Below are 19,410 nucleotides of genomic sequence, written 5' to 3'. Positions count from 1 at the left end.
GTCCGCGTACGATGGCATTCGCCTGGCAACCCGGGGGCCGGACAGCTCCGGCCCGGAGGGTTGCCAGCGTGGTCTTTCGGGCCGGCACACGTGGTGGTGAACGGGGGCGCGACGTGCGTCGGCGAGCCGCACCGGCGGCCGAGGGGCCTCCGGGCGGCGCTCGTCCCGCCGGCCTCGCTCATGGTCGGTGCCCGGCGGGCCCGCCCGGACACCGCACGCGCCGGGCCGGGCCGCCCCGGCCGTGACGGACGGGCGTTTGTCCGGTGCCGGCGGGGGTATCCAGCGCGGCGCCGACGACAGGAGGGCGCCGTGCGGTTTCCGCTGTTCGTCGCCGCGGTGTCACGTCGTTCCGGGCTGGCGCCCGAACCCGCGGCCATCGTCGCGCGTGCGGTCCTGCAGACCGTGGTGGAGCGGATGACCGGGTCGCCGCCGACCGACCCGACCGGGTACCTACCGGCCGAGTTGACCGACGCGGTGTCTCCCGGCGGCCCGGGGGACTTCCTGCGCCGGGTCGGCGAGCGGGCGGGAGTCGACGAGAGTACGGCGGCTGCCGGGGCCGCGGCCGTCTTCGCCACCCTGCGCGAGACGGTGACCGTCGGCGAGTTCCAGGAGATGGTGGCGCGGCTGTCCACCGCCGGCGGTGGCACCGACCCGGTCGTCGGGTGAGGCGCGACCGGCACGCGGCGCGGGCGCGCACGCTCCCTGCCGGCCGGGGGACCGGTGACGGCGGATAGGCTGCCGCCGTGGCAGGTCTGTTCAGGAGTGTGGCGTCCCGTGTCGGTGCGGTGATCCCGAGGCCGCGCGCGGCCGGGCCCACCCCGGCGAAGCTCGCGCGACGGCGTCAGGTCGGCGCGTTGCAGCGCCGCGAGTTGTCGTACGCCCCGGAGCCCGACGGGCAGGCCGACCCGGGGGAGATCGTCTGGACCTGGGTGTCCTACGAGGACGACCCCCGGCAGGGCAAGGACCGGCCGGTACTGGTGGTGGGCCGGCACAGCCGGACCCTGTTCGGGCTGATGCTCTCCAGCCAGCAGGACCGCCACGGCGACCGGCACTGGCTGGCCCTCGGGCCGGGGGACTGGGACCGTGACCGGCGACCGAGCTGGGTGCGCCTGGACCGGGTGCTGACCATGCGGGAGGACAGCATCCGGCGGGAGGGCGCGGTGTTGGACCGGGCCCGGTTCGACCGGGTGGGTCAGGCCCTGCGCGCCGGGTACGGCTGGCGCTGACCGTCCGGCTCGCCCGGTCCGCAGCCTCAGCCGGCCTGCTGGACCGGGTCGGGCCGGTGGCCTCAGCCGGACCGCTAAGCCGGGCCGACCGCGGCGGCGCGGGCGTCCGGCGGCGGGTACGGTTGTTCGGCGAGCAGTCGCGCCAGGTGGGCGCTGTTGAGCGCCAGCGCCTTCGTCGCCCGACCGGTGGTGTCGGGCTTGGGGCGCGCGTCGATGTAGTCGGTCTTGTGCAGGGCCTCGCCGACCCAGTACGTCGCGCCGGCCGCCGCGCAGGTGAAGCCGACCTCGTTGAGTGCCTGCTGCACCTGGCCGATCGTGTGGTGCGCGCCGTCCTCGTTGCCGACCACCGCCACCGCGGCCACCTTGCCGTAGGTGAGCAGCCGGCCCTGGTCGTCGGTCTCGCTGAGCTCGGCGTCGAGGCGTTCCAGGACCATCTTGCACACGCTCGACGGTTGTCCGAGCCAGATCGGCGTGGCGATCACGAGGATCTGTGCGGCCATCAGTTTCGCCCGGAGCTGCGGCCAGGCATCCCCATCGCCCTCGTCGGTGGAGACACCGAAGCGGACGTCGTGGTCCACCACCCGGATCAGTTCGCCGGTGACCCCCTGCTCGCCGAGGGCGTCGAGCACCTCCCGGCCCAGCACCTCGGAGCTGGACCGGGCGGGAGAGCGTTTCAGGGTGCAGTTGAGGACCAGCGCACGGATGCCAGCCATGATCTTCCCTCCGCCGTACCAGCCTGGTCACGGGGGAGTACCCACCTGGGGGGCGGCGACGCATGGTGCGGGGTGACGTCAGCACTCGGCGAGGTACGCGGTGTCGCGCAACGCCCGGCCCGGCCGGCCGCTGCCGAGCGCCTTGGCCTCGTACATCGCCGCGTCGGCACGGTTGAGCGCCTCGGTGAGCTGGCTGTCCTGCACGGGTGCCAGACCGACCGAGGCGGTCACCCGAAGGGTGAGGGCACCCATCGGGATCGGCGCGGCGAGCATGTCGTAGAGCCGCCGGGTGGCGTGGTCGATCCACCGTCGGTCGAGCGTCGGGCTGGCCAGCAGCCCGGCGAACTCGTCGCCGCCGAGGCGGGCCACCAGGTTGTCGCCGGCGAAGGTGGCCAGCCGCTGGGCGACGCTGACCAGTACCTGATCGCCGGCGGCGTGCCCGTACCGGTCGTTGATCTGCTTGAAGTCGTCGAGATCGCAGACCACGGCGATCAGGTGGCAGCCGGAGCGGTCGGTGAGCAGCGTCGCGGCGAGGCTGTAGAAGGCCCGCCGGTTCGGTAGGCCGGTCAGCGGGTCGTGGCTGGCGGCGTGCCGCTCGGCGGTGAGCTCGGCCTGGAGACGCCCGATCTCCGCCTCGGCCCGCACGGCCCGGCGTCCCAACTGCCAGGAGGAGAGCAGTGCCCCCGCGGCGCAGATGCCGGACGCGACGGTCAGCGGATCCGGCACACCATCTCCCTTCTCCGCGACACACGCCCGGCGTCGAACGGCGGACGCTGCCAGACACCTCGTTTCCCCTGATGGTCGTCAGGTTCGCGGGACAGAGCGTGCGCAGTAGGCGTCACGCTTGTGCGTTATCATCCCCGGTGTCCATTGCAGATGCAATAGCAGATGCACGTGCATAACGAGCCGACGCCGCCCCTCAAGCCGCTACCGCTCCTCCCACGGCACCGGCGCCAATCGGAGAGAACAGAAGCCCCTCATGCAGCAGCCGCCAAACGGTGTACCCGTTGACCACTTGCCTCCCCTCGCCTGGCAGAAGAGCCGGCGCAGCAATCCCAGTGGAAACTGTGTCGAGCTGGCGGAACTGCCCGGTGGTGCCGGCATCGCCCTGCGTAACTCCCGGCACCCGGACGGACCCGCGTTGATCTACACGGTGGACGAGATCGCCGCGTTCGTGCTCGGCGCCCGGGACGGTGACTTCGATCACCTGATCGGCTGACCCCACATCCCATCGACGGGATTCGTCCCGCACGGGATGGGCGGTTCACCTCACTGATGGTTCATGGCATGCTTACACGTCGGTCGAGTCGGTCCACCGGTTCGGCCGCTGACGGCATGCGGAGGACGGTAGGTGACCATGGTTTCCGCCGAGGAGGGGCCGGCGGCCGGCCCGACCGTGCTGCGGATGCTGCTGGGTGCGCAACTGCGACGCCTGCGGGAATCGCGGGGCGTCTCCCGGGAGAGCGCCGGCTGGGAGATCCGATCCTCCGAATCGAAGATCAGTCGGATGGAACTGGGTCGGGTCGGCTTCAAGGAACGCGACGTCGCCGACCTGCTCACGCTCTACGGCGTCACCGCCGAGCAGGAGCGCGCGGCGTTGCTCAAACTGGCCCGCGACGCGAACAACCCGGGCTGGTGGCACCGGTACGGCGACGTGCTGCCGTCGTGGTTCCAGTCGTACCTCGGGCTGGAGGCCGCGGCCGCGCTCATCCGCAGCTACGAGGTCCAGTTCGTCCCGGGCCTGTTGCAGACCCCGGAGTACGCCCGGGCGGTGGTGCTGCTCGGTCACAGCACGGCCGGTCCCGAGGAGATCGACCGTCGGGTGGATCTGCGGATGCGCCGACAGGAGCTGTTGGCCCGGCCGCGCCCACCGCGCCTGTGGGCGGTCGTCGACGAGGCGGCGCTGCGCCGGCCGATCGGTGGCCCGGAGGTGATGCGCGGCCAACTCGAGGCGCTGCTAAAGGCGACCCGTACGCCCAACGTCCGGCTTCAGGTGATCCCGTTCGCCGCCGGCGGGCACGCCGCGGCCGGTGGCGCGTTCACCATTCTGCGCTTCGGCGACCAGGACCTCCCCGACATCGTGTACATCGAGCAGTTGACAAGTGCCATCTACCTGGACAAGCGCGAGGATCTCGACTTCTACGCGGTGGCCATGGAGCGGCTCTGCGTCGAGGCCGAGCCGCCGGAGCGCACCCCGGAGATCCTCGAACGGATGATCGCCGACCTAGCCCCCCACTAACCACAAACCCGTCGCGCACCTAGCCAGCCACACCCCGTCTTCTTCGTCGATCTTGCACTTTTGGTCGTCGATATACCCTATTTGTCGAGCTTTGTGGCGACGAAAAGTGCAAGATCCGCAGGCCTGGGCTGGCGGGGTGGGTGTGGGGTGAGGGGTGAGGGTGTTGACGGGTGGGGGAGTGGGGGTTAGTGTCTGGATCGATCCAGTTGCTGGATCGATCCAGAAGGGGGGTGCCGGGTGAAGCCGACGTTGCGGGCGGTGGCTGAGGCGGTCGGGGTTTCGCGCAGCACGGTCTCCAACGCCTACGGTCGGCCCGACCAGCTCTCACCACAGCTGCGCCAGCGCATTCTGGAGACCGCGCGGCAGATGGGTTATCCGGGGCCCGACCCGACCGCCCGGTCGTTGCGGCGGGGCGTCGTCGGCGCGATCGGGGTGCTGTTCACCTCCCGGCTGTCGTACGCGTTCACCGACCCCTTCGCCCTCGGGTTCCTCACCGGGGTGGCCGAGGCGGCCGAGCGCCACGACAGCAACCTGCTGCTGATACCGCTGCCCGAGGATGCCGTCGGTGCGCGTACGGCGGTGCAGAACGCCGCCGTCGACGGGTTCTGCGTCTACTGCGCCGACGACGAGGAGGGCATCCTCGACACGATCCGCGGTCGCGGCCTGCCCTTTGTCACCACCTCCTCGCGTCCTCGGGCCGACGACCTCTGGGTCGGCATCGACGAGCGGTCCGCCGCCCGGTCCGCCGCAGCACACCTGATCACCCTCGGCCACCGGAAGGTCGCCCTGCTCGGCCACGACGTGCTGCCCGACGCGCCAGCCGGGCCGCTGCTGGTCGCCGACGTGGCCGACGTGCCGCACCCCACCACCCGGGATCGACTTGCCGGCTTCGCCGACGCCTTCGCAGCGGCCGGGGTCGCCTGGCCGGATCTGACCGTGCTCACCGCGACCGACAACACCCGAGCCGCGGGTGCCGCCGCGGTCGGCGCGCTGACGCACCTACCCGAACCGCCCACCGCGGTGCTGGCCTGTTCCGACGTGCTCGCCCTCGGCGCGCTCGACGTCCTGCGTGCCGACGGCGAGTGGGGGCGGGGCGTCTCCGTGACCGGCTTCGACGACATCGCCGAGGCCACCCCGGCCGGCCTGACCACCATCCGCCAGCCCGGCGAGGCGAAGGGCCGAAGCGCCGCCACGCTGCTCCTCGACCCGCCCACGGACGCCGCTGCGGGCCAGATCCTGCTACCCACCACGCTCATCGTCCGGAGCAGCTCCGGACCGGTCCCGAGGAGTTGACCATGGAACAGTCCAGCGGCTTCGTCATGGCCGTAGACGCGGTCACCCGCCACGTCATGTCCGCCCGCCCGGACGCGCCGGTCCGACCCGACGTACCCCGGCCGGAGCGGCTGGTGGCCACCCGCCGGCTCGCCGCCGGGGCGCTGCGCCGGCTCGCCGACCAGATTCAGCCCCGTCCCGTGCCCGCCCCGCCCGCCTGCGGTACGTAGGGCGGGTGGTGCGCCGGGTGGTGCAGCGGGCACACTGGAAGCCCATGTCGCCGTTCACCCCCAGCCTGCGGTTGCACGACCGCTACGTGCTGCACGACCGCGTCGGCCTCGGCGGAATGTCCGAGGTGTGGCGCGCCGACGACGAGGTCCTGGGCCGGTCGGTCGCGGTGAAGGTCCTCGCCGGGACGTTCGCCGTCGACCCGGATTTGCGAGCCACCCTGCGGCGGGAGGCCCGCGCGGCGGCACGCCTGGCCCACCCGCACGTGACCCAGGTGTACGACTACGGCGAGGCGGCACTGACCGACGGCAGCGTCGTGCCGTACCTGGTGATGGAGCTGGTCGACGGGCGTAATCTCGCCGACCGGCTGGCCGACGGCCCGCTGCCCTGGCGGCCGGCCCTGCGGATGGCCGCCGACGTGGCCAGCGCCCTGGCTGCCGCGCACCGCCTCGGCGTGGTGCACTGCGACATCAAGCCGGGTAACGTCATGCTCACCGACAACGGTGCCAAGGTGCTCGATTTCGGCATCGCCGCACTCGCCGGGGCGCCCACGCCCGGTGTGCGACCGGCCGGCGGCGCCCTGATGGGTACGCCCGCCTATCTCGCGCCGGAACGGTTGAGCGCCGACCCGCCCCACCCGGCCAGCGATGTGTACGCCCTCGGCGCGCTGCTGTACCGCGCTCTCACCGGTGACGTGCCGCTGCCCGTGCGCAGCTGGCCGGATGCCGTCCGGGTGCATGCCGACCGACCGGCCGTGGCGCCGCCGCGGGTGCCCGGCCTGCCGGCAGACCTGGCCGAACTGGTGCTGGCCTGCCTCCACCCTGATCCGGAACGACGTCCCACGGCCGGACGACTGGCCACCCGGTTCCGTGCCGCCGCCACCGGCCCGGCGGCACCGGTCACGGTCGACGGACCGGTCACCGGATCGGCCGTCGGCGGCGGTGGGCAGCAGCCGACGGAGGTCACCCGGCCGGTGCGCCACCATCCACCGACCCTGATCGAGCCGGCGAACCGCCCGACGACCGTCGTGTCCGGCATCGCACCACGATCCGCGACTCGTGGACCACTGCGTACCCGCAGCCGGCCGGCACCCGGACGGCCGCCGGGCCGGCGCGGGCGTACCGGCCCGCCGGCGGGCGCGCTCGTCACGTTCGCGCTGGTCCTGCTCCTGGGCCTGGGCGCGGCGCTCGTCCTCGGCGACCGCAGCGACGAGCAGCCGACGGCGGCCCCCACCACGCCCTCGGCCGACCGGCCGACCGCCACCGCGCCCGCCTCACCACGACCCGCCGCGACATCGCCGGCCAACCCGCCGGAGCCGGTGAGCCTGCGACGGGCGACGGTCGAACTCGTCGCGTTGCTCACCGAGGCACAGCTCACCGGCGAGATCGAGCGGAAGGCCGCCGACCGGCTACGGAAGGAGCTGACCGATCTGGTCGTGAGCGGGTCGAAGGACCAGGAGAAGCGAGTGGAGGATCTGCGGAAGCGGCTCGACGACGAGGTGGACCGCGGTCGGCTTCCCGCCGACTTCGCCGACCGGGTGGACGACGTGCTGGACCGGTTCGAGGCGAGCCTGCCGGAGGAGTGACTGGCCCCGGCCGGCGGCGCCGGGCGATCGGGGTCAGCTCAGGGTGGTCCGGACGAACTCACCCGGTGCGGTCCCGGCGCGGGCGAGAACCGACCCGTCCGACGCCCAGATCGTCGACCGTCCGGCTGCCTCGGCGTAGCCGCCACCGGTGGAGCCGGCGAAGCTGGCGACCGCGACCACGACCCGGTGGGTGGTGCAGATCCGCGCCGCCCGCTGATCCGGCACGTGCGCCTGAGCGGCGGCGTCGACGATCGAGGCGGCGTACACGTCGACGCCGGCAGCACAGGTGCGTTCCGCGTGTGCCACGACCCCGGTGTCCTTGCAGATCGCCAGGCCGATCCGCCAGCCGTCGACGTCCAGCACGACCGGTGTCGGTCCCGGGCGGAACCGGCGGGCCTCGACGTCGCCGAGCCACATCTTGCGGTACGCGACCCGGGCCCCGGTGCCGTCCACCGCGAGGGTGGCGATGTGCTCGCCGGCCACCGGTGCGCCGACCAGTGCGAGCGTCCCCGCCGCCATGCACGCGGCGACCAGCGGCGCGAGCCGGGGATCCGACGGGTCGACCGGCGCGGCATCGAGTTCGTAGCCGGTGAGCGACAGCTCCGGGAAGATCACCACCCGGGCCGCAGCGGCGCGGACCACCGCTGCGTGTGCTGCCACGTTCGTCTCCACCGCGTACGACACGCACCGGGGCTGAGCGACGGCGATGGTCAGTGGTGGGCGTGACACCAGCGCAGCTTAGGCTCGCGCATCCGGAAATGTCGACGCCGGTGCGGCGACTCTCAGGTGCGGTTCGTAGCGTGTACGTCATGACGCATGTCCGGTACGCCGCACCCTCGGTCGTCGGCCAGTCCGCACCACCCGAGGACGGCCTTGTCGGTTTCGTCACCGACCTGGTGGAGCGGCTCGGTGGCCCGGGTGCGGGGCTGGCGGTGGCGCTGGAGAACCTGTTCCCGCCGATTCCCAGCGAGGTGATCCTGCCGCTCGCCGGGTTCGTCGCGGCGCAGGGGCGGATGAGTGTCATCGGGGCCATCTTCTGGACGACACTCGGTTCGCTGCTCGGAGCGCTCGCGCTCTATTGGATCGGAGCCGCACTGGGCCGGGAGCGGACGCGGGCCATCGCGGCGAAGCTGCCGCTGGTGAAGCTCAGCGACATCGACCGGACCGAGGAATGGTTTCTGCGGCACGGGGTCAAGGCCGTCTTCTTCGGACGGATGATCCCGATCTTCCGGAGCATGATCTCCATTCCGGCCGGGGTGGAACGTATGCCACTGCTCACCTTCGCGGTCTACACCACGCTGGGCAGTCTGATCTGGAACACCACGTTCGTGCTGGCCGGCTTCCTGCTCGGTGACAACTGGCACCTGGTCGAGGGGTACGCCGGTATCCTGCAGAATCTGGTCATCGTCACCACGGCACTTGGCATCGTCTGGTTCGTCGTCACCCGGTTGCGCCGCTCCCGCCGAGCCGGCGGACTGCGGTCCAACGACAGCGGTGCCGGCCTGACCGACTCCACACCCGTCGGGGTGCCCGACCCTGAGGGGCGGGGCACCATCTACCGCAGCGTCTGGTCCGACGGCCACCCGCCGACCGACCAGGAACGCAGGCGCTGATTGCGGCCCGGCCGGCAAGGATGACCTGCCCACCCGGAACGGCTCCGGCCGTGCCGGCTACCTCCGGGAGATGCCGATGAGCGGATCGGACTGGGCCGACGACATTGGAGTGGTACGGCTGCCCGGCGGGGTGCGGATGCGGGGCCGCCGGATCGGTGACCCGGCCGCACCGGCCGACTTCAGTCTGCTGCTCGCCCCCGGACCGACGCCCGGTTGGGCGTACCGGCGGGTCCGGTGGCCGGACTTCTGGGTGCCGCTGGACCGGGCGGACGCCCTTGACGCGCTCCGCGAGGCGCTGCGCCGTGGGTATGCCGGCCAGCGGGTGGAGGTGGCCTGTCGGGGTGGCACGGGGCGGACCGGCACGGCGTTGGCGGCGCTGGCCATCCTCGACGGGTTGCCCGCCGAGGACGCGGTCGGCTGGGTACGCGCCGCCTACCGGCCGGGCGCGGTGGAGACGCCCTGGCAGCGGCGCTGGCTGCGCCGGCTGTCCGCGGCGTGACGGGACCGACCGCCGCTGTGGTGGTCGGTCCGGCGGGATGCGCAGCCTCCGCAGCGCCGACGACGCAGGAGCACCCGTCCATGGTCAGGCGACGGGTGCCGGAGCCGGGCGGCGGCGCCACCGGCTCCGACGGTGGTCAGCTGGTCACGTAGTCGCGCAGGTGGCGGGCGGTGAGCGTGTCGGCGCCCGCCACCAGCTCGGCGGGGGTGCCGGTGAACACGACCCGGCCGCCGTCGTGACCGGCACCCGGTCCGAGGTCGATCAGCCAGTCCGCGTGGGCCATCACCGCCTGGTGGTGCTCGATGACGATCACCGTGTTGCCGGCGTCGACGAGCCGGTCGAGCAGCGCGAGCAGTCGGTCTACGTCGGCCAGGTGCAGTCCCGTGGTCGGCTCGTCCAGCACGTAGGTGCCGGCCTTGTCGGCCATCCGGATGGCCAGCTTGAGCCGTTGTCGCTCGCCGCCGGAGAGGGTGTTCAGCGGCTGGCCGAGGGTGAGGTAGCTCAGCCCGACGTCGGCCAGCCGGTCCAGGACGACCCGGGCCGGGCCGCTGGGGAAGAAGTCCCGGGCCTCGGCCACCGACATGCCGAGCACCTCGCTGATGGTGCGACCGCGCAGCCGGTAGGTGAGCACCTCGTCGGTGAAGCGGCGGCCCTCGCACTGCTCGCAGACGGAGGCGACGCCGGCCATCATCGCCAGGTCGGTGTAGACCAGCCCGATGCCCTTGCAGGTGGGGCAGGCACCCTCGGAGTTGGCGCTGAACAGGGCGGCCTTGACCCCGTTGGCCTTGGCGAAGGCGGTGCGTACCGGGTCGAGCAGCCCGGTGTAGGTGGCCGGGTTGCTGCGCCGGGAGCCCCGGATCGGGGCCTGGTCCACGACCACCACACCGTCGCGGCCGTGCAGTGAGCCGTGCACCAGGGAGCTCTTGCCGGAGCCGGCCACCCCGGTGACCACGGTCAACACGCCGAGCGGGATGTCCACGTCGACGTCGTGCAGGTTGTGCAGGTCGGCGTGCCGGATCGCGAGGTGCCCCCGAGGCGTACGGACGGGTTCTTGCAGCCGTACCCGGTGATCCAGGTGCCGACCGGTGAGCGTGTCGGAGCGGCGCAGGCCGGCCACGTCCCCGGTGTAGCAGATCCGGCCACCGGCGGCACCAGCACCGGGACCGAGATCGATCACATGGTCGGCCACCGCGATGGTCTCCGGCTTGTGCTCGACCACGAGCACCGTGTTGCCCTTGTCCCGTAGCCGCAGCAGCAGGTCGTTCATCCGGGCGATGTCGTGCGGGTGCAGGCCGACGGTGGGTTCGTCGAAGACGTACGTGACGTCGGAGAGGCTGGAGCCGAGGTGCCGGACCATCTTGACCCGCTGCGCCTCACCACCGGAGAGGGTGGCGGACTCGCGGTCGAGGCTGAGATACCCCAGACCGATCTCGACCAGCGAGTCCAGCAACTCCCGAAGGTTGACGGTCAACGGGGCGACCGACGGGTCGTCGATGCTGCGGATGAACCCGGCCAGGTCGCTGATCTGCATCGCGGCGCACTCGGCGATGTTGCGGCCGGCGATGCGGGAGGACAGCGCGGCCGCGTTGAGCCGGGTGCCGCCGCAGTCGGCGCAGGTGGTGAAGGTGACCGCCCGGTCGACGAAGGCCCGGATGTGCGGCTGCATGGACTCCCGGTCCTTGGCGAGGTAGAGCCGGCGCACCTTGACGAACAGACCCTCGTAGGTCAGGTTGGTGCCACCCACCCTGATCTTCGTGGCGGGCTTGTGCAGGAGGTCCTGCCACTGCTGCGGGGTGAAGTCCTGAAGCTTGACGTCCGGGTCGAACAGACCCGAGCCGACGATGGTCTGCCAGTACCACGTGTCGACGGCGAAGTTCGGCACGGTGATCGCGCCGTCGTTGAGCGACTTCTCCACGTCGACAAGCTCGTTGACGTCCAGATCGGAGACCCGGCCCAGGCCCTCACAGGTGGGGCACATCCCCTCCGCCAGGTTGAAGCTGAACGCGCCGGCTCCGCCGACGTGCGGGTCACCCAGCCGGCTGAACACGATGCGCAGCATGGCGTACGCGTCGGTGGCGGTGCCGACGGTGGAGCGCGAGTTGGCGCCCATCCGCTCCTGGTCGACCACGATGGCCGGGGTGAGATTGCGTAGCGAGTCCACCTCTGGCCGGGAGAGGTTGGGCATGAACGACTGGAGGAAGGCGCTGTAGGTCTCGTTGATCAGCCGCTGGGACTCGGCGGCGATGGTGCCGAAGACCAGTGAGGACTTGCCGGATCCGGAGACGCCGGTGAAGACGGTCAGCCGGCGCTTGGGGATGTCGACCGAGACGGCGTCCAGGTTGTTCTCCCGCGCCCCGCGTACCTCGATGACGTCGTGACTGTCGGCGGCTGACCCTGCTGGCTGCTGCATGTGAACCCTTCGCGAGATCATGGATGGACTCCGGCCCGGGAACTGGCTTCCGATGGCCTGGCCGGTTTCAATTGTCTCATTAATGCCCCCGTGGAGGGTTTTGCGACGATCACTGCGGGACGGCTGTCCGGTAGATGGAGAGAAGTCTCAAACGGACGCGAGAGGCTAAGCTGAACCGGTGGTGGGTCGTCGGGGCGGCGGGCGGCTGCGTGCGGTGGATCTCGCCGCGGCCGGGGGCGTCTCGGTGCAGCAGGTGCGCAACTACGTCGACCTTGGTGTGCTGCCCCCGGTGGACCGCACCCCGAGCGGCTACCGGATCTTCACCGACGCGCACGCGCGGGCACTGACGGTGGCCCGGGCGGTGGCCGACGGGCACGGCTGGACGCGTACCCGCGAAATCATGGCGGCGGTCCATCGGGGTGACCTGCCGACGGCGCTGGCGTCGCTGGACGCCGGGCACGCCGAGCTGGACCGCGAACGGGCCGAGATCCGGATGGTGCTCGGCGCGTTCGAGACCGTGGTCAGCAGTCCGCGCCGGCACACCGCAGTGCCACGTCGGGCGGTGCGGGTCGGCGTCGTCGCCGACCTGGTCGGAGTCCGCACCTCGCAACTGCGCTCGTGGGAGGCTCGCGGCCTGCTTCGCCCGACCCGCGAGGCGGGCACCGGCTACCGGGTGTACGACGAGGCCGAGCAGCGCGCCGCGCAGGTGGTGGCACTGCTGCGCCGGGGCGCGTACCCGTTCGAGATCATCACCGCGGTGCTCGCCGAGATGCGGACCACCGGTAGCCCGCAGCGGGTCCGCGCCGAACTGGCCCGCCGCGAGCAGGAGCTGCACCGCCGTAGCCGGCGACGGTTGGCCGCCTCGGCGGCCCTGCACGACTATCTACACCAGGTGGCCGGCTGACTTCGCGGGGAACGGGGGTCAGCCCGTCGAGCTGGGCGACGCCCAAGATCCTGGCGCTAGTCTGCGTGTTCATGAGAATCCGGGCCATGGCCGCCGGTTGCGCCGCCCTCACCGCCGTGATGATGCCGGCGACGTCCGGTGCTGCGGCGATCACTGTCGGTTTCGGATCGTCCACCTCGGTCGCCTCACCGGCTCCTGCGGTGACGCCGTCCGCGCCGGGACCCACCGCCCCGACCCCGGCGGGCCTGCCCTGCCCGAAGGCGGTGGCGCCGAAGGTGACCCGGTCGCCGCGGCCGACGCCGCCCCCACCCGTGCCGGAGCACCGGGTGGTCGGCGGCGACGCGCTGGCCACTCCCGGGCTGATCGCGCCGGCGGGAGCACCCGTTCCGCCCAAGGTGACGGCGACCTCGTGGCTGGTGGCCGATCTGGACACCGGCGAGGTGCTGGGTGGCTGTGGTCCCCACGAGTACGCGACCCCGGCCAGCGTGCAGAAGTTGCTGCTGGCCGCGACCATGCTGTCGAGACTCGATCCGGCCCAGGTCGTCACGGTCACCAGAGCGGACCTGGACATCGCCCCCGGAAGCTCGGCCGTCGGACTGTTGCCGGGTGGCCGGTACCGGGTGGAGACGCTCTGGCTGGGGTTGCTGCTGCAATCCGGCAACGAGGCGGCGAACGCCCTGGCCCGCCTCGGTGGCGGCGCGGACGGCATGGCCGGCGGGGTGCGGGCGATGAACGAGCAGGCGAGACTGCTCGGCGCGTACCAGACCCACGCGGTCACCCCGTCCGGGCTGGACGCACCCGGGCAGTTCACCAGCGCGTACGACCTGGCCCTGATCGCCCGGTTCTGCTTCGCCGATCCGGCCTTCCGGCGGTACGTGCTCACCGAGCGCACCCGAATCCCGGCGCAGAAGGCGTTGCGGGGCAAGGGTTTCGAGATCCAGAACGAGAACCAGCTGGTGTACCGCTATCCCGGTGCGCTCGGCGGCAAGACCGGCTTCACCGACTACGCGCGGCACACCTACGTCGGCGCGGCCGAGCGGGATGGTCGCCGACTGGTGGTGACGCTGCTCGGCGCCGAGCCCCGGCCGCAACGCGGCTGGGAACAGGGCGCCGCGCTGCTCGACTGGGGCTTCGCCCTGCCCCGGCAGGTAAGTGTCGGGCGGCTGGTGGAGCCGGGGGAGTTGGACACCGAACCCTCACCGGTGCCGACCCGGCCGGTCGACGCGGCACCGCCCGCCGGCACCACCTCGGCTCAGCCGGCCGGCACCACCTCGGCCGCTGGTGGGCCGAGCGCCGGAACGTTCGTGGCGCTCGCCGTCGGAGCGCTCGCGATCACCCTGGCAATCCTCGCCGCCCGCCACCCTCGCCGAACAAATCTTGGTGCGAAACCGCCCTCATGAGGTCTGTCCAGGTCCAAGATCCGGGACCGCGGTGGTTGATTCGCGAGACTTGGTGGGAATCACTCGATAGTGTCGCTGATTGTGAGGGTTTTAGCACTTGCGATGGCGGGGGCGCTGCTGGCGACGCCACTGGTGCCCGTCGCGGAGGCCCACGCGGCGGCGGTGCCGTGTCCACGTCCAGCGCCGCCGGCTCCCGGCCCGACCCCTGCCGCGACGCCCTCCCCGGACCCGGTGCAGCGGGCCGTCGGCGGGCCGCGGCTGGCCACGTCCGGTCTGGTCGTGCCACCGGGCGTACCGCAACCGCCGAAGGTGGCCGCCACCTCGTGGCTGGTGGCCGATCTGGACACCGGCGAGGTGCTGGGTGGCTGTGGTCCCCATGAGTACGCAACCCCGGCCAGCGTGCAGAAGTTGCTGCTGGCCGCGACCATGCTGCCGAGACTCGATCCGGCCGGCGTCGTCACCATCACCGCCGGTGACCTCGACATCGAACCGGGGAGTTCCGCGGTTGGGCTGGTGGCGGGCGGCCGGTACCGGGTGGAGACGCTCTGGCTGGGGTTGCTGCTGCGCTCGGGAAACGAGGTGGCGAACGCGCTGGCCCGGCTCGGTGGCGGCGCGGACGGCATGGCCGGCGGGCTACGGGCGATGAACGAGCAGGCGAGACTGCTCGGCGCGTACCAGACGCACGCGGCGACGCCCTCCGGGCTGGACGGTCCCGGGCAGTTCACCAGCGCGTACGACCTGGCTCTGATCACCCGGGCCTGCTTCGCCGACGCACGGTTCCGGCGTTACGTGGCCACCCGGGAGGCGGCCATCCCGGCGCAGCCGAGGCAGCGCGCCAAGGGTTTCACCATCGACAACGACAACCAGCTGCTCTACCACTATCCCGGCGCGTTGGGCGGCAAGACCGGCTACACCGATCTGGCCCGACACACCTACGTCGGCATCGCCGAGCGAGGCGGACGGCGGCTCGTGGTGACGTTGCTGGGCGCGGACGTGATCGACAAGCGGGGCTGGCAACAGGGCGCGGCCCTGCTCGACTGGGGATTCGAGCTGCCCTCGGCGGCGTCGGTGGGGGTACTGGTGAGCCCGGGCGCGGCCACCGCCTCGGCGCCGCCGGCCGGCGTACCCCCGCAGGCGCTGCCCGGTGGCGCGTCCGGCGCGGAGACATCGCAGGCGGCGGTCCTGGCCGGTCGCCTGCGGTCGGCCTCGCTGATCGGCCTCGCCGTCGGGGTGACGCTGCTCGCGGGCGGTCTGGCCGGCCGCCGTCGCTGGCGGCACCGCACCGCCGCCACCCGCGCCGGCCGGCGGTGAGGTGACCTCGCCGCGCACCCTCGCCCTCGGTCTGACGGCGACGCTGGCGCTGGTGACCGGTGGCTGCGGACGGGGTGACGAACCGGAGCCGCCACCACCACCGTCACCGTCGGTCTCGGTGTCGCCGGACTTCGTCGTGTTGTCCGATGTCGATGATCGCATTCTCACCGACATCCGGTACGCCACGGCGGACAACTTCGTCGGCCGCCGCGTCGACGGCTACCAGGAGCCGCTGTGCCTGCTCACCGCCCGGGCCGCCGAGGCGCTGCACCGGGTGCAGGACGCGGCGCTCGCCGCCGGCCGGAGCCTCAAGGTGTACGACTGCTACCGCCCGCAGCGGGCCACCGACGACTTCCTGGGCTGGGCCGGCCAGCCGGACCAGGACGCCACGAAGGCCGCGTTCTACCCTCGGGTGCCCAAGGCCGAACTTGTCGATCGCGGCTACCTCGGTGCACCGAGCGCGCACAGCCGGGGCAGCACCGTCGACCTCACCCTGGTCGACGTGCCGCCGCCCGAGCCGGCCCGCGTCGAACCCGGTCGGCCGTCGGTGCCCTGCACCGCTCGACGTCTCGCTGACAACAGCGTCGACATGGGTACCGGCTTCGACTGCTTCGACCCGCTGTCGCACACCGACTCGGACCGCGTCGGTCCAACCGCGCGGGCGAACCGGCGGCAGCTGCGGCAGCTGATGACCGAAGCTGGCTTCGTCGGCTACGACCGGGAATGGTGGCACTTCCGCTACCGCGACGAACCCTGGCCGGACACCTGCTTCGACCTGCCGGTGACCCGATCCTCGGCCGGCTGACGCCGCCGAGGTCGCTGGTAGCTGGGAGGTGAATGCGAGATCTTGGACATTTTCCGTTCGCGAAACGGAAAATGTCCAAGATCTCGTCTGGATGGGTGCGGGGGTGGGGCGGGCTCTGCCGTGGGCAGAATGGTTGGCGTCGCGCCTGGTGTCGTGGGCAGGCTGGCGAGGTGAGGGCGGACTTCAGCGGTGAGGTGGCGGCGTACTACGCGAGGCACCGGCGCGGCTACCCGCCCCAGGTGCTCGACGCCCTGATCGCCGCATGCCGGCTCGACGTCGACGACACCGTGCTCGACCTCGGCTGCGGCACCGGCCAGCTGACCCTCCCGCTCGCCGCCAGGGTGGGGGCGGTCATCGGCGTGGACCCCGAGCCGGACATGCTGGCCAAGGCCCGCGAGGCCGCCCGCCGCGCGACGCGCGCGAATGTCACGTGGGTGCTCGGCGCTGACCGGGATCTGCCCGCGCTGGGCCGGCTTCTCGGTGCGCGGACCATCGGTGCGTTGACCATCGCCGTCGCTGTCCACTTCATGGACCGCGACACGCTGTTCGCCGACGCCCGTCACCTGCTGCGTCCCGGCGGCGGCATCGCCGTGATCACCAACGGTGCTCCCTTGTGGGCGCAGGACGCCGAGTGGTCGGCAACGCTGCGCGACTGCCTGGGGCGGCTGCTCGGGCATCCCGTCACCGCCACCTGCCAGACCGACGAGACAGGTCGCCGGCTCAACCAGGAGGCTCTCGTCCGGGCCGGCTACCGGTACGCCGAGTCGTTTGTGCAGTACGACGCGCAGCTCACCGTCGAGGACATGGTCGGTGGCGTCCTCTCCGCCATGTCGACCGACCGGCTGCCCTCGGCAGCGGGCCGGGCCGCGTTCACCGCCGAGGTTCGTGCTGCCCTCGGCGGGCGGGACGACGTCACCGAGCGCGTCCGGGTCTGGTTGCAGTTCGGCACCATCGACTGAGCGCGGTGGCAAGGTCCGGCGGAGACCGGGGGAGAGGCCGTCGACAGCGACCGGCACCACTGCGCGGCGCTGCGAGGTGTGGGTCGCGGTCATGTCGGCGGTGACGCAGGTCACGCTAGCGTCGCCGTACGCCGACACCACCGCCGGCGCTCACCGAACCCCAGGGAGCGTCATGATCAGACCTGTCTCGCGGCTGCTCGCCGCCGCCGTCGCGGCCCTGCTGCTCACGCCCGTGGCGCCCGCCCACGCCGCCGGCACCCCGTACACCAAGACTCCCGTGTCCGGGAGCCTGTCGACCTACCGCATCTCGGGGGTGTACGTCGCCGGCGTCTCCTCGGGCGCCTACCTGGCGGGCCAACTCCAGGTGGCCTACTCGCAGCGGATCAGGGGAGCGGCGCTGTTCGCCGCCGGCCCCTACTACTGCGCGCAGAACAACGTCGCGCAGGCGCTGTACGGCTGCGGCGACAACACCTACCCGACGTATCTGAGCGCGTTGCAGTCGTACACCCGGACCTGGGCCGGATACGGCTGGGTCGACCCGGTCAGCGGGCTGTCCGGCGAGCCGGTCTACGTCTTCCACGGTGGCTCCGACGGCACCGTGAAACGGTCGGTAAGTGACGACCTGGTCCGCTACCAGCAGCACTTCGGGGCCAGCGTCCAGTACGACAGTGGCTCGGCCGCCGGGCACGGCTGGGTCACCCCCTACGGGACGGTGGGCTGTACGGCCACGGCCGCCCCGTACCTCAACGACTGCGGCACCGACCCGCAGCACACCTTCCTGCGCAAACTGTTCGGCTCGGTGCAGCCGCCCAACACCGGGCCGCTCGGCGGCACGCTCGTGCGGTTCAGCCAGAACGGCTTCGCGCCGAATGGCTGGGCCAACGGCCTGAGCATGGACGCCAACGGTTTCGCCTATGTCCCGTCGTCCTGCGCCTCGGGTGCGAGTTGCCGGCTGCTGGTGGCGCTGCACGGTTGTCTCCAGGGCCGCAGCCGGGTCGGCACCGCCTTCGTGGACCGGGCAAACCTCAACCAGTACGCCGACACCAACGCCACGATCGTGCTGTACCCGCAGGCCATCGCCGTGCCCAGCAACCCGAACGGATGCTGGGACTGGTGGGGTTACCTCGGCGCCACCAACTACCCGATAAAGGGTGGCGCCCAGGTGGAGACGGTGATGAACATGGTGCGCCGGCTGGGCGGCTGAGCGCGACCTTCGTCGCCCCGTAGGCTGTCGCCCATGATTGCCGTACGTCAGCACACCGCCGACGCACGGTGGGTAGCGACACCGGCCCCGGTGTCCGCGCCGGGGCCGGTCGCACGATGAGTGGTGCACCCGTGCCGGCTCCGCGAGGCGGACGGGCGCGTACCACCAGGTTGTTCGGGTGCTGTGCCCGGCTCGCCGCGTCGCGCTCCTTCGAGATCGCCATGGTCGGGGTCATTCTCGCCAACGGGGTCGTGCTCGGCCTGGAGACCTATCCGGACCTGGGCCCGGCGGGTATCGCGTTGCGCGCGTTGGAGTGGGCCTTCCGGGCGGTGTTCGTCGCCGAGATCAGCATCCGGATCCTGGCGTACGGTCGCCGCCCGCAGGACTTCTTCCGGCACGGCTGGAACGTCTTCGACTTCCTGGTGATCGCCGCGATCTTCATCCCCGGCCTGCACGGTGACTCGGCGCTGCTGCGGGTGGTCAGGGTGTTGCGGATCGTCCGCCTGGTGCGGTTCTCGCCCGGCCTGCGCACGATCGTCTCCGCGCTGTGGCGCAGCCTGCCCGGCATCGGTGGCTTCTTCGCGCTGGCCGTGGTGACGCTCTACGTCTACGGCATGGCCGGCTGGCTGATCTTCGGCGAGGTCTATCCGGAGCAGTACGGGGACATCGGCCGCTCCCTGCTGACGTTGTTCGTGCTGCTGTCGCTGGAGACGCTGCCCGATCTCATCGAGCAGGGCATGGCGTTCTCGCCCTGGACGGTGCTGTACTACGCCAGCTTCGTGGTGATCACCGTCAATCTGCTGCTCAACATCCTGGTCGCGGTCTTCGTCAACTCCATGGAGGAGGCGCGACGGCTGGAGATGACCGAGGGACTCGGCCCCGGCTACGACTCCGACGGCGACGGCGTGCCCGACGAGGTGGACCGGATCGCGATCAGTCAACGCCTCGACGACCTGCGTACGCTCATCGTCGAGCTCGAACGTGAGTTGCGCATCGACCGTGACGACGGACGACTCCGCCGCGTCGGCAAGGAGTGACACCA

The 19,410-nt window shown here is 71.8% G+C and carries 20 protein-coding genes; 16 read left to right on the top strand and 4 right to left on the bottom strand.

Features of this window, described 5'->3' with window-relative positions; translation table 11 throughout:
- Positions 1–309 precede the first annotated feature (309 nt).
- Complete coding sequence (locus KBX00_RS10725) at positions 310–666, top strand: DUF2267 domain-containing protein (RefSeq protein ID WP_210825812.1); 357 nt, start codon at positions 310–312, stop codon at positions 664–666.
- 77 nt (positions 667–743) lie between these two features.
- Positions 744–1,226 (top strand): type II toxin-antitoxin system PemK/MazF family toxin, encoded by a 483-nt coding sequence (locus KBX00_RS10720; protein ID WP_210825809.1) that lies wholly within the window; start codon positions 744–746, stop codon positions 1,224–1,226.
- Between the two features lie 74 nt (positions 1,227–1,300).
- Here KBX00_RS10720 and KBX00_RS10715 read toward each other — a convergent pair whose 3' ends face one another.
- A complete protein-coding gene (locus KBX00_RS10715) occupies positions 1,301–1,939 on the bottom strand; it encodes a flavodoxin family protein (protein ID WP_210825807.1) in 639 nt (212 codons plus the stop codon).
- A 78-nt stretch (positions 1,940–2,017) separates the two neighbouring features.
- Positions 2,018–2,665, bottom strand: coding sequence for a GGDEF domain-containing protein (locus KBX00_RS10710; protein WP_210825805.1), 648 nt, complete (start codon positions 2,663–2,665; stop codon positions 2,018–2,020).
- 253 nt (positions 2,666–2,918) lie between these two features.
- Between KBX00_RS10710 and KBX00_RS10705 the strand changes: the two genes are divergently transcribed.
- The 5 genes from KBX00_RS10705 (at position 2,919) to KBX00_RS10685 (ending at position 7,263) form a co-directional block, all read left to right on the top strand.
- The gene (locus KBX00_RS10705) at positions 2,919–3,158 is read left to right on the top strand and encodes a DUF397 domain-containing protein (protein WP_164449783.1); all 240 of its coding nucleotides are present in this window, start codon (positions 2,919–2,921) and stop codon (positions 3,156–3,158) included.
- Positions 3,159–3,296: 138 nt separating this feature from the next.
- Positions 3,297–4,178, top strand: a complete 882-nt coding sequence (locus KBX00_RS10700; protein WP_301547738.1) for a helix-turn-helix transcriptional regulator — start codon at positions 3,297–3,299, stop codon at positions 4,176–4,178.
- Between the two features lie 237 nt (positions 4,179–4,415).
- Positions 4,416–5,471, top strand: a complete 1,056-nt coding sequence (locus tag KBX00_RS10695; RefSeq protein ID WP_210825801.1) for a LacI family DNA-binding transcriptional regulator — start codon at positions 4,416–4,418, stop codon at positions 5,469–5,471.
- Between the two features lie 2 nt (positions 5,472–5,473).
- Positions 5,474–5,680 carry a hypothetical protein gene (locus tag KBX00_RS10690; protein ID WP_210825799.1) on the top strand — a complete coding sequence of 69 codons (207 nt, stop codon included), beginning with the start codon at positions 5,474–5,476 and terminating at the stop codon, positions 5,678–5,680.
- 44 nt (positions 5,681–5,724) lie between these two features.
- Complete coding sequence (locus tag KBX00_RS10685) at positions 5,725–7,263, top strand: protein kinase (RefSeq protein ID WP_210825797.1); 1,539 nt, start codon at positions 5,725–5,727, stop codon at positions 7,261–7,263.
- Between the two features lie 33 nt (positions 7,264–7,296).
- Here KBX00_RS10685 and KBX00_RS10680 read toward each other — a convergent pair whose 3' ends face one another.
- Positions 7,297–7,992: a carbon-nitrogen hydrolase family protein gene (locus KBX00_RS10680; RefSeq protein ID WP_374225282.1), complete on the bottom strand. Its 696-nt coding sequence runs from the start codon at positions 7,990–7,992 to the stop codon at positions 7,297–7,299.
- An 80-nt stretch (positions 7,993–8,072) separates the two neighbouring features.
- Here KBX00_RS10680 and KBX00_RS10675 point away from each other — a divergent pair, with 80 nt between their 5' ends.
- Positions 8,073–8,876, top strand: coding sequence for a DedA family protein (locus tag KBX00_RS10675; protein WP_210825795.1), 804 nt, complete (start codon positions 8,073–8,075; stop codon positions 8,874–8,876).
- 76 nt (positions 8,877–8,952) lie between these two features.
- The gene (locus KBX00_RS10670) at positions 8,953–9,375 is read left to right on the top strand and encodes a protein-tyrosine phosphatase family protein (protein ID WP_210825793.1); all 423 of its coding nucleotides are present in this window, start codon (positions 8,953–8,955) and stop codon (positions 9,373–9,375) included.
- Positions 9,376–9,511: 136 nt separating this feature from the next.
- Here the strand turns inward: KBX00_RS10670 and KBX00_RS10665 are convergent, their stop codons facing one another.
- Entirely contained in the window at positions 9,512–11,785 is a 2,274-nt protein-coding gene (locus KBX00_RS10665; RefSeq protein ID WP_210825791.1) for an excinuclease ABC subunit UvrA, read from the bottom strand.
- A gap of 178 nt (positions 11,786–11,963) precedes the next feature.
- On the opposite strand from KBX00_RS10665, the gene KBX00_RS29645 reads away from it, so the two are divergent.
- The 7 genes from KBX00_RS29645 to KBX00_RS10630 all read left to right on the top strand — a co-directional run bounded on the left by KBX00_RS29645 (position 11,964) and on the right by KBX00_RS10630 (position 19,405).
- Positions 11,964–12,689: a MerR family DNA-binding transcriptional regulator gene (locus tag KBX00_RS29645; RefSeq protein WP_210825789.1), complete on the top strand. Its 726-nt coding sequence runs from the start codon at positions 11,964–11,966 to the stop codon at positions 12,687–12,689.
- 71 nt (positions 12,690–12,760) lie between these two features.
- Positions 12,761–14,089, top strand: a complete 1,329-nt coding sequence (locus KBX00_RS10655) for a D-alanyl-D-alanine carboxypeptidase family protein (protein WP_301547706.1) — start codon at positions 12,761–12,763, stop codon at positions 14,087–14,089.
- 81 nt (positions 14,090–14,170) lie between these two features.
- Positions 14,171–15,400, top strand: a complete 1,230-nt coding sequence (locus KBX00_RS10650) for a D-alanyl-D-alanine carboxypeptidase (protein ID WP_307868420.1) — start codon at positions 14,171–14,173, stop codon at positions 15,398–15,400.
- Between the two features lies 1 nt (position 15,401).
- Entirely contained in the window at positions 15,402–16,205 is an 804-nt protein-coding gene (locus tag KBX00_RS10645; RefSeq protein ID WP_307868417.1) for a M15 family metallopeptidase, read from the top strand.
- Between the two features lie 170 nt (positions 16,206–16,375).
- Positions 16,376–17,164, top strand: a complete 789-nt coding sequence (locus KBX00_RS10640; RefSeq protein WP_210825785.1) for a class I SAM-dependent methyltransferase — start codon at positions 16,376–16,378, stop codon at positions 17,162–17,164.
- 172 nt (positions 17,165–17,336) lie between these two features.
- Positions 17,337–18,368, top strand: a complete 1,032-nt coding sequence (locus KBX00_RS10635; RefSeq protein ID WP_210825783.1) for a PHB depolymerase family esterase — start codon at positions 17,337–17,339, stop codon at positions 18,366–18,368.
- A 131-nt stretch (positions 18,369–18,499) separates the two neighbouring features.
- Positions 18,500–19,405 carry an ion transporter gene (locus tag KBX00_RS10630; protein WP_307868415.1) on the top strand — a complete coding sequence of 302 codons (906 nt, stop codon included), beginning with the start codon at positions 18,500–18,502 and terminating at the stop codon, positions 19,403–19,405.
- The last annotated feature ends 5 nt before the right edge of the window (positions 19,406–19,410 follow it).

The sequence above is a fragment of the Micromonospora sp. C95 genome (assembly GCF_018070465.1).
Classification (GTDB): Bacteria; Actinomycetota; Actinomycetes; order Mycobacteriales; family Micromonosporaceae; genus Micromonospora.
Note: the sequence above shows the minus strand (reverse complement) of the source record. Positions and strands in the feature narration are given on the sequence as shown.